Genomic DNA, 9,122 nt, shown 5'->3' on the forward strand with positions numbered 1-9,122 from the left:
CACCTCCGCCAATCACAAGTGAAGAGCGCATAAAGATGTATAATCGTGAAATCTTTCACGAATTTGAATTCGGCCTATCCCGTCCACTATAAAGTTGCCGCGACTATCCCGCTTCGGTCGGGGGACCGAACAATGCGCGGCCGCATCCGAATTATGGAGGTTCGATATGGGGGCGTTTCCAGCAGTCGACCCGATCCCATTGCCGGCGCCCGTCTGGCTGTTCAAACTCTTGAACGTCGTCACGCTGGTCCTTCATTTCTATGCAGTCCATTTTCTCGTAGGCGGACTGTTCGTGGCGCTGCTTTGGCGCATGCTGGGGAGCCGGCGCGCGTCGGCGCCGATGCTAACGGGGTCGGACGAGATTGTGCGCCGCCTGCCGCTGGCGATGACCTACGTGATCAATCTCGGCATCCCGCCGCTGTTGTTCACACAAGTGCTCTACGGCCGCGCACTGTACACGAGTAGTGTCCTGATCGGCGCCTGGTGGATAGGTGTCGTCTTCATGGTCATTTTCTCGTATGCGCTGCTTTACGCGATGGCGAAGCGTGCGGACACCAACGGGGCATGGGGATGGATCGCGCTCGTCGCGCTGATCGTCGTGATCAAGATAGGCGCGATTTATTCCTCGAACATGACACTGATGCTTCGTCCCGAGGCATGGAACGCGATGTATTCGGCGAGCGGCGGAGGGCTTTATCTTCCAAGTGGCGATCCCACGTTGGCGCCGCGCTGGCTGTATATGATGCTGGGGTCAGTCGGCGTGACGGGAATCGCACTGATGTTTTTGCCCGCGCGCCTCGATGCGGACCACGCGGCGCGCACGTTGCTGCGCGCGTGGGGCGGAAGAATCCTCGCCATATTCACGACGATCCAGATCGCGCTGGGCGCATGGGTGTTCTGCTCGCAGCCCGACGCCGTTCGCGCGGGGCTCACCGAAAACTCCATTTATTTGATCTTTATTGGTCTGTGGTTCGTCACAGCCCTCGCGACGATAGGCGGTGGAATGGCCGCGACGTACCGCGCTGGATACGCCACGGCGATTGTATGCGCGGCGTTTTCCTTCGTAAACGTTCTCGCGATGGTGTTGGTGCGGGACGGTATCCGCGATGTGGCGTTGGACGCGCATGGGATGAATGTGTGGGACCGGGAAGTCGTGGCGAACTGGTCCACGATCGGCTTGTTTCTGATCTTGTTTGTCATCGCCGTAGGTCTTGTCCTTTGGATGGGCAAGGTCCTGATGTCGGCGCAACGGGAGAGTGCGCACTATGGCTGATTCGATGGCGGATGGACCGGCCGTGCCGGTGCCGCGCAAGATATTTGTACAAACATTGGTCGGAGTCGTCGGCGCGGGCTACGCAGCGGCGGTGGCCTACCCCGTCTACCGCTATCTCGCGACGCCCGCGCGGCGCGAAGCTTCTGCACCGGCCGTCACCGAAGTGGCACTTCCCGAGGCAACCATGCCGAAACCGGGCACGGCGCTGAGTTTCATGTTCGGTACACGTCCGGCAGTGTTGATCCATCACGCAGACGGGACAGTGGCGTGTTTCGACGCCGTGTGTACGCACCTCGCGTGCACGGTGCAATACCAGCCGCAGAACGGGCGCATCTTCTGCCCCTGCCACGGTGGCGTGTACGACCCAGCGACCGGCAAGAACGTGGCGGGGCCGCCCCCGAAGCCTCTGCGGCAGCACAATGTGGAGCAGCGCGATGGCCAGATTATCGTCACCCGCGTCTAGGTCGCGGTTTTACACGTGGCTGGACGACCGCCTCGATCTCGACGCGATAAGCGTACTCGCGTCGAAGAAAGAGGTTCCCGTCCACGCGCACTCGTTCTGGTATTACTGGGGCGGGATTTCACTGTTTCTGTTTATCGTTCAATTGCTCACCGGCTTTCTGTTGCTGGTGTATTACCGTCCGGGCGACCAGGCGTACGAGTCCGTACGACAAATAACCTACGACGTCGAGTTCGGTTGGCTCATTCGCTCCGCACATTCGTGGGCCGCAAACCTGATGGTCCTCGCCGTGTTCGTGCACATGTTCTCGGTGTATTTCATGAAGGCCTACCGCAAACCGCGCGAATTCGGCTGGTGGTCGGGTTGCGTTCTGGCCGGCCTCACACTGGTGTTCGGATTCAGCGGCTACTTGCTTCCGATGGATGAACTCGCGTTCTTCGCGACAAAAGTCGGGCTCGAAATTCCCCGGATCATTCCCGGCGTGGGACCGTTCATCGTCGAGATCGTCCAGGGCGGCGAAGGCGTCACGGGCGTAACCATACAACGCTTCTTCGCACTGCACGCCGCAGTTCTTCCGATCGTGTTCATGGCGTTCCTCGCGTTTCACCTATGGCTCGTGCAGAAACACGGCAATGCGCTGCCGCCGTCAGAGGAGGCAAAGCCCGCGCCGGACCGCCGCTCGATGCCGTTCTTCCCGGACTTTTTCGCGAAGGACTTGGCGCTTTGGCTAATTTCGCTGAACGTGCTCACGATTCTTGCCACGCTCTACCCGTGGCCGCTCGGCGTGCAAGCGGACCCCGCGGCCCCCGCGCCGGCCGGCATTCACCCCGAGTGGTATTTCATGAGCCAGTTTCAGTTGTTAAAGGTCGTTGGACAATGGCTTCCGGGCCTGGCGGGTGAAGTGGCGGGCCTCGTGTTGTTCACGATCGCGGGATTGTTGTGGGCATTGATCCCATTGTTTGACCGCAACAGCGCGTTCGAGCGACGCGCGCGCACCGCGACGTGGTTCGGCTGGTTTATGTTGGTGGGCTTGATTGCGCTGACGATTTGGGGATATGCGGATGTCTAGGCAATGCTACTTTCGCACGCCCGCGATTCTTCGTAATCGTGGACTCAGCGCGACCGTCGTCGCATTTCCCTTTTGCGTTTACGGCGGCGAATCCGGCGGCGGGTATCAATTCCGACCCGCCTATCTTTGTTCAGGAGCACGCACATGAACTACCCGTTTTGGGACGTCCCGCACATCGGCAGCGGATGGGTGATTGGATTAATCGCGATCTTCCATGTGCTGGTGTCGCATTTCGCGATCGGCGGCGGCTTCTATCTGGTGGTCGCCGAGCGGAAACTGTTGCGCAATAAGCGTGCGGATTGGTTCGAAGCACTCCGGCGCCACTCAAAGTTTTTCTTCATCCTCACCGGCGTCTATGGGGCGGTAACGGGCGTCGGCATTTGGTTCTCGATCGGCCTCGCCAATCCCGAGGGCACAAGCACGCTCATCCACAATTTCGTGTTCGGTTGGGCGATCGAGTGGACCTTCTTCATCACGGAGATCACGGCCACGGCGGCTGCGGTCTATTACTACACCTGGGGCCGAGTATCCGATCGGTTGCACATGACGATTGGCTGGATTTATGCCATTTCAGCGTGGCTAAGCCTCGTAATTATCAATGGAATTCTGACGTTCATGCTCACGCCCGGGCCCGGTTGGTTGTCTGTCGCAGGGACCGGCAACGAGGCGAGCATGTTTTGGAACGCGTTTTTCAATCCCACATATTGGCCAAGCTTGATCGTGCGCACGCTCATCTGCATTTCGCTCGCCGGCGTGTGGGCGCTGTTGACCTCGAGCCGGCTGGACGGATACAAACAACCGGAACTCAAAACGGACGTAGTGCGCTGGTCGTGCAAATGGTTGCTGCCATCGTTCATCCTGCTTCCTGCGTCCATGATGTGGTACCTGTACATGGTCCCGGAGGGGCGTCGCGAACTGCTGCAAATCGGGATCGGCACGATTGGACAGGGCGTGTTTACGCACGTGACGCGCGCCGTCCTCGTGTCGGTTATGGCTTCGGCCACCATCGCGGTTGTCGTGTACTTCCTCGCGTACCGCAGCCCGCGGAGCTTTGGGTTCGGGCACGCATTCGGCGTGTTGCTGCTCGCGCTCGCCGCGACGGCGTCGACCGAACATGCGCGCGAGATGCTTCGCAAGCCGTACGTAATTGCCGAGCACATGTTCTCGAACGGCATCCGCAAATCGGATGTTGCAAAATTCAATTCAGAAGGATACCTCACGCACTCGCCGTGGGCGACGGATGCAGACCGGGAACTGTGGGCGAAGATCGACGCAGCGGGGGCCGGCGCAGTACTGGCCGCGGATTCGACGGCGCCAGAGTTGGCCGCCGCGCAATTGAAACGGGGTGAATTAATGCTGCGCGGGCAATGCCTCGCGTGCCACACGCGCGACGCATACCGAGCGTTTAAGTCGCTGCTCGCCGGCCGCGATCGCGAATCCATTGGCAACATTCTGAAGATGCTGCACGATTACAAAGACGATTCACCGTACAAGGCGTACATGCCGCCGCTTGTCGGTACATCGTCCGAAATCGAGGCGCTCGGCGATTGCCTCGCAAGACTCGTTGAAACGAAAGCTGCCGATGCGGCTACCGGCGTGGACAAGGTTGCGCTTGCCACACAACCCTGACCGCCGTTTACGATGCAACGCCCGCGCCCGCCGCACTCGGGCGCGGGCACATCACTTCGCCATGCGGCGAAACCTATTCGTTTCCTTCCGGAAAAGCGATCTCGACATTCTCGAATTCCATGCCGCGGAAGGAAAGTTCGGGAATCACCGCGCCGAACTCGGTCACGCCTTTCAGGTCGTCCGATTGCGCGGCGTATTGCGACGTCGAGGTTGTAGTTTCACCGGTGAGCACGTTCTCGACAGGTTTCAGTTGGATGTCGAAGGCCGGCTTGCCCGGGATCGTGATGTTCATCGCGATACCGAGGGAATTAAGGCGGACGGCGTTCTCAGCCTCGCCGTCGAGTGCGTACATCGTCAGCGCGCCCGTCGCCGGCTCGAGAACGAACTCCAATTGACCGGCGTGATCGCCTACTAAGATTAACGTGCCGCCGTGTGGTGCGGTGTGGTGATGTTCGTGATCGTCGTGCTCCGGTTCGGCCCTTGCTTCTACAGAGCCTGTCGGCGCGGCTGCCGGCGGCGGCGCGGGTGGCGGCTGCGGCGCCGACGATTGCTGGGAGCAGCCGGCTATTGCGACAACACACAGCAAGACGATCGCAGTAGAAACGCGCATTCTCATACTCTCCGTGAACTCCATTTCTCCGTGGTTGGGTAGCGTTGCCTGTGTCGTTATATTCCTAACTCGCCGGTGTCAGGTTTGTGGCGACATCAGTGGAATACGCTTTATACGCCGGCAAAATTCCCGCGCAGGCGCCGATGATGGTCATGCTCAACGGCGTGAGGTACAACGCCGGATGCACCGACCTAATATCGAGCAGGACGCCGGTCTGCGCCTGCACCACAACGGTCGCCGCGCCGAAGATCGCTCCGTATACGAAGAAACCGATCACCGATCCGATAAACGCGATCGCCGCCGCCTCAAGAACAATGGCGGAGAACACGGTGAAACGCCGCGCGCCCAGCGCGCGCAGAATCGCAAACTCGCGGCGGCGCTCGTTGATCGTGTTGTAGATGCTCGCGAGAATTGCCGCGGATGACACAACGACAACAAGATACGCGACCAGTTCGAGCACGCGATTGATCCAACCGAGTTTGTCGAACAGCTCCGACATCACGCGGCCAATCGGGTACGCGAGCGTCGCGACCTTTCCCTGTTTGTTGATCGTCAAATCGAGATCGAAACCCGTCTTCGGGTTTTTGAATTTCAACATCACCGCGCTCACTTCTTTCGCTTCGTCGGGAATGCCGACGCCGGGCTGCGGTTGATAGGTTTCGCCCCCGCCGCGCAGCACGTGTCCGCCCATGCGAAAGACGCCCTCGATGGGAATGAAGATGACGCGATCGGAAGGGCTGTTGGTCGGTTTGAGAATTCCCACGACGGTGTATTCTTCGTTGTGCTTGCTGTTTTCGCTGTACGTGAGACCGTGATACGGATTAATCGTGTCGCCCGGCTTCAATCCCGTCTGCGCCGCGGCGAAACTGCCGATTACCGCCTCGCGGCGTGACGAATCGAACGAGCGGCCGGGCGGCTCGACCTCGAACGTGCGCCCCGCACGATACTGGAACTTTGTGAAGATCTCCTCTGTCGTGCCGACGATTCGGAACCCGAAATAGTTGTCGCCGGTCGCGTACGGTATCGCCAGATCAACGCGCCGGTCCGCCTTCATCGCCTGGTACATTCCCCACGGAATGTTGCCCGGCGAAGTTTCGAGATGAAAGACAGTATTCAACACAAGCTGCAACTGACTTCCGCGCGCGCCGAGCACCGCGTCGAACCCCAACTCGCCGCCGGTGAACGCCTCGTAGGTCTGCCGCTGGATTGCGAATACCGACATCACCAGCCCGCTCGCCAGCGCCGCGGCCAGCAGCGTGACGCAAGTCGACAGCGCATGCTGACGCAGGCTGCGACGAACGATAAGGAGTATGCCGCTAATGGAATGCAAGGAGATTCCTAACCACAGATTTCAAAGACGACGCAGATTAATGCGACCAAAGTAGGCGCAGAGCATCCTTCCTCGTGCTCGTAATCGAGAATTCGATCCTTCACTAATCGGCTTCGCAGATGTTCGCTGCTTCGCGCACCAATGAATTGCACCATCTGTCTCTGTGAACAAGAGTTCATTCTTATCGTCATCGAGAGGCGTGCTCGCCGAGCGGATTTCGGTAGGCAGCGATGAACGATGAGAAGTACGGCATCAAATCTGCGCCGTCCGTGCAATCAGTGGTTTCACTGCGTTGTTGATGTCCGCGAGTTGCTGCACGTTATCGAACTGCGTCAGGATGTCGCGATCGTGCGTCACGAGCAGCAGCGCGGCGTTCTGTTCGCGGCAGACCTCGCGAATCAACTTCAGCGCCTCGGTCGCATGATGAAAATCGAGATTTCCGGTCGGTTCGTCCGCGAGCACAAGTTTCGGATGATTGGCCAGCGCACGCGCAACTGCGACACGCTGTTGCTGACCGACGCTCAACTGGCGCGGCCGGTAGTCCATCCGGTCTTTCAGGCCGACGCGTTCCAGCAATGCTGTTGCGTATGCCGCATCCGCGCCGCGCCCAAACATCATCCCCAGCAGGACATTCTCGAGCGCGGTATATCCCTGGAGGAGATTGAACGTCTGAAAGACATAGCCAATGGACTGCGCCCGAACGCGGTCCCGCCCCGCCTCGGACAGCTTGGTGAGTTCCTGCCCCCCAAGAACAATCGTGCCGGAATCTGGTTGAAGTATTCCGGCAATTAGATTAAGGAAGGTTGTCTTGCCCGAGCCGCTGCTGCCCTGGAGCGCGATCTGTTCCGCGTCGGCAACAGAAAACCTCGGCACATCCACGATGAGGGTACTCTCGCCGTCCGGCGAGGCAAACCCCTTCTTCAAATCGCTGACCTCGAGAACCGCCATGGCCGCGGCCCCTCCGGCCCGGTACGGGCGTTACTTCTTTTCTTTGTGGACGGTGACTTTGCGCAGGGTCGAGTTGTACTTTTTGCGTTCGAGACGCCCGGTGACGTTGCGTACGTTCTTTTTCGTGTGGTACCGCGACGTGCCCGGCGCTTCCGTGCACTCGAGAATGACCTGGACGACGTTGCCCTTTGCCTTGGCCATGATGGCTGCTCCTTACAAACGACGTGACGGCGCGCCAACGCGCGCCGGGACCAATTTTGCCCGAAAAGACTACATATGATGCCGATTGAACGACGTGACTGTCAACCGAACCGCCTGGCGATCAGACTGCGGCCCCCTCCGCCCCGAGGTATTTCCCGGGCACGCGTGTAAGTTCGTATTCGCCGAACTCGGCTGCGCGCTCGATGACCTCGGGAACAGGGCCAGTCCACCACGAAGGCACGGATGGCCAGGGAAACACGTGGTGCCACTGGAGAAGCAGTGTGCGCCGCGAATTGGAACGGTTTGGGTGCGCCGCATGCAGAAGGCGCGCGTCGTTGATGACGAGGTCCCCGGCCTTGACTGGCAAATCGACGGCGTCAGGGTGATCGGCGAAGACCGGGTGCGACGTGTCCAGTTGTTGAATTTCCGGACCGTGCGCCGGCGGAAGAATATCGTGCAGGGGGATGCGCTTGCGGTGGGTGCCGGGGATTGCACGCAAGCAACCGTTCTCGACGTTGGTATCAACGAGGTAATACGACAGAAAGATGCGCGTCGGCCAGGGAAGTGACGCTTTCGGGTGGTCCCATTCCATGAAGTCCTGGTGCCAATACAGGGCCGGGCCGTGCGCGGGTTTGCTGAGAATGAGGACGGTATCGTCGGACTGCCGGCCCTCGATCCCTATCGCGCTGCAGGCGTCGTCCGCTGCGGGAAGGTCAACAAGTTCGTCGACGAGCGGCGACCACAGGCCGAGGTGCGGGGCGTGCATGTCGCCTCGAAGATTGCGCCGGCGCGAGTTGATGTGGAAGTCGCTGCCTTGATACTTCGTGTCCGGGTTGGATGGCGTACCGTCGAGAATATTGTTGCTGAATGCAGTCCAACGTTCGAGCAAACCTTCATCGAGCACGCCGGGGATGACGCAGTATCCGTCGCGGACGAGCTGGTCTCGCGTATCGAGGGCTACTTCCGGAGACAGTATGGGCATGTCGAATCTCCTTTGACGGATGCAAAGGGTATTCACCGGAGAATGGGAAGTCCAGCAGCGGATCGGGGAACGCTGGGCGCTATCTCGCGCGTTTCCGCTTCACGCTGAACGAATTGTCCCCGATGTCGTCGATGGCCGGCGTAGCGATGGATTGAATATAGATGTGGTAGCCGTCGCCCGGCTCGACGTCGTCCGGCACTTTCCAATTGGACTTGCCGTCGTTGGCGGTCGAATTCTTTATCTTTCGCACGAATGAACTGTCGCGCCACAGTTCGATGCGAACAAACTCGCCGACGCCGCCAATCGAGTTCCATCGTATCGAGTACTTTTCGCCAATCTTCCAAGTTGCTCCGTCTTCCGGCTTCACTAATATAAGCAAATCCGGTTCAGTGGGATTCGTGCCATACACGTTCACCTCGGCGCCATCGAGTAATGTGTCATTGTCCGTGTCCCGATCCAGGGGATCAGTGCCATATACGTTAACCTCGTCGCCATCGGAAAGGCCGTCGTCGTCTGTATCGGCCTTCTTCGGGTTCGTCCCGTGCGTGTTGACTTCGGCTCCGTCGGAAAGGCCGTCGTCGTCTGTATCGGCCTTCTTCGGGTTCGTCCCGTGCGTGTTG

Annotated in this window: 10 protein-coding genes; 4 read left to right on the forward strand and 6 right to left on the reverse strand. The window is 59.5% G+C overall.

Annotated elements, in window-relative coordinates; all coding sequences use genetic code 11:
- Window positions 1-166 precede the first annotated feature (166 nt).
- The 4 genes from HUU46_03710 to HUU46_03725 all read left to right on the forward strand — a co-directional run bounded on the left by HUU46_03710 (window position 167) and on the right by HUU46_03725 (window position 4,431).
- Complete coding sequence (locus tag HUU46_03710) at window positions 167-1,273, forward strand: hypothetical protein (protein ID NUM52728.1); 1,107 nt, start codon at window positions 167-169, stop codon at window positions 1,271-1,273.
- On the forward strand, window positions 1,266-1,736 hold the full coding sequence (locus HUU46_03715; protein ID NUM52729.1) for a Rieske (2Fe-2S) protein: 471 nt from the start codon (window positions 1,266-1,268) through the stop codon (window positions 1,734-1,736). The genes HUU46_03710 and HUU46_03715 overlap by 8 nt, the downstream gene beginning before the upstream one ends.
- Window positions 1,708-2,802, forward strand: a complete 1,095-nt coding sequence (locus HUU46_03720) for a cytochrome b N-terminal domain-containing protein (GenBank protein ID NUM52730.1) — start codon at window positions 1,708-1,710, stop codon at window positions 2,800-2,802. The genes HUU46_03715 and HUU46_03720 overlap by 29 nt, the downstream gene beginning before the upstream one ends.
- 144 nt (window positions 2,803-2,946) lie before the next feature.
- Entirely contained in the window at window positions 2,947-4,431 is a 1,485-nt protein-coding gene (locus tag HUU46_03725) for a cytochrome ubiquinol oxidase subunit I (GenBank protein ID NUM52731.1), read from the forward strand.
- Between the two features lie 73 nt (window positions 4,432-4,504).
- Here the strand turns inward: HUU46_03725 and HUU46_03730 are convergent, their stop codons facing one another.
- The 6 genes from HUU46_03730 to HUU46_03755 all read right to left on the reverse strand — a co-directional run.
- Window positions 4,505-5,041 carry a hypothetical protein gene (locus HUU46_03730; protein ID NUM52732.1) on the reverse strand — a complete coding sequence of 179 codons (537 nt, stop codon included), beginning with the start codon at window positions 5,039-5,041 and terminating at the stop codon, window positions 4,505-4,507.
- A gap of 64 nt (window positions 5,042-5,105) precedes the next feature.
- On the reverse strand, window positions 5,106-6,362 hold the full coding sequence (locus HUU46_03735) for an ABC transporter permease (protein NUM52733.1): 1,257 nt from the start codon (window positions 6,360-6,362) through the stop codon (window positions 5,106-5,108).
- Window positions 6,363-6,623: 261 nt separating this feature from the next.
- On the reverse strand, window positions 6,624-7,319 hold the full coding sequence (locus tag HUU46_03740; protein ID NUM52734.1) for an ABC transporter ATP-binding protein: 696 nt from the start codon (window positions 7,317-7,319) through the stop codon (window positions 6,624-6,626).
- Window positions 7,320-7,349: 30 nt separating this feature from the next.
- The gene (gene rpmG, locus HUU46_03745) at window positions 7,350-7,520 is read right to left on the reverse strand and encodes a 50S ribosomal protein L33 (GenBank protein NUM52735.1); all 171 of its coding nucleotides are present in this window, start codon (window positions 7,518-7,520) and stop codon (window positions 7,350-7,352) included.
- 121 nt (window positions 7,521-7,641) lie between these two features.
- A complete protein-coding gene (locus tag HUU46_03750) occupies window positions 7,642-8,502 on the reverse strand; it encodes a phytanoyl-CoA dioxygenase family protein (GenBank protein NUM52736.1) in 861 nt (286 codons plus the stop codon).
- Between the two features lie 79 nt (window positions 8,503-8,581).
- Window positions 8,582-9,122, reverse strand: a 541-nt coding sequence (locus HUU46_03755) for a hypothetical protein (protein NUM52737.1), incomplete at its 5' end; no start/stop codon positions are given.

Source organism: Candidatus Hydrogenedentota bacterium, from assembly GCA_013359265.1.
Classification (GTDB): Bacteria; Hydrogenedentota; Hydrogenedentia; order Hydrogenedentales; family SLHB01; genus JABWCD01.

Bases quoted from the DNA above. Each gene is read 5' to 3' on its own strand.
- HUU46_03750 (NUM52736.1), bottom strand. From the start codon at position 8,502: ATGCCCATACTGTCTCCGGAAGTAGCCCTCGATACGCGAGACCAGCTC.
- HUU46_03715 (NUM52729.1), top strand. From the start codon at position 1,266: ATGGCTGATTCGATGGCGGATGGACCGGCCGTGCCGGTGCCGCGCAAG.
- HUU46_03730 (NUM52732.1), bottom strand. From the start codon at position 5,041: ATGCGCGTTTCTACTGCGATCGTCTTGCTGTGTGTTGTCGCAATAGCC.
- HUU46_03720 (NUM52730.1), top strand. From the start codon at position 1,708: ATGGCCAGATTATCGTCACCCGCGTCTAGGTCGCGGTTTTACACGTGG.
- rpmG (NUM52735.1), bottom strand. From the start codon at position 7,520: ATGGCCAAGGCAAAGGGCAACGTCGTCCAGGTCATTCTCGAGTGCACG.
- HUU46_03710 (NUM52728.1), top strand. From the start codon at position 167: ATGGGGGCGTTTCCAGCAGTCGACCCGATCCCATTGCCGGCGCCCGTC.
- HUU46_03740 (NUM52734.1), bottom strand. From the start codon at position 7,319: ATGGCGGTTCTCGAGGTCAGCGATTTGAAGAAGGGGTTTGCCTCGCCG.
- HUU46_03725 (NUM52731.1), top strand. From the start codon at position 2,947: ATGAACTACCCGTTTTGGGACGTCCCGCACATCGGCAGCGGATGGGTG.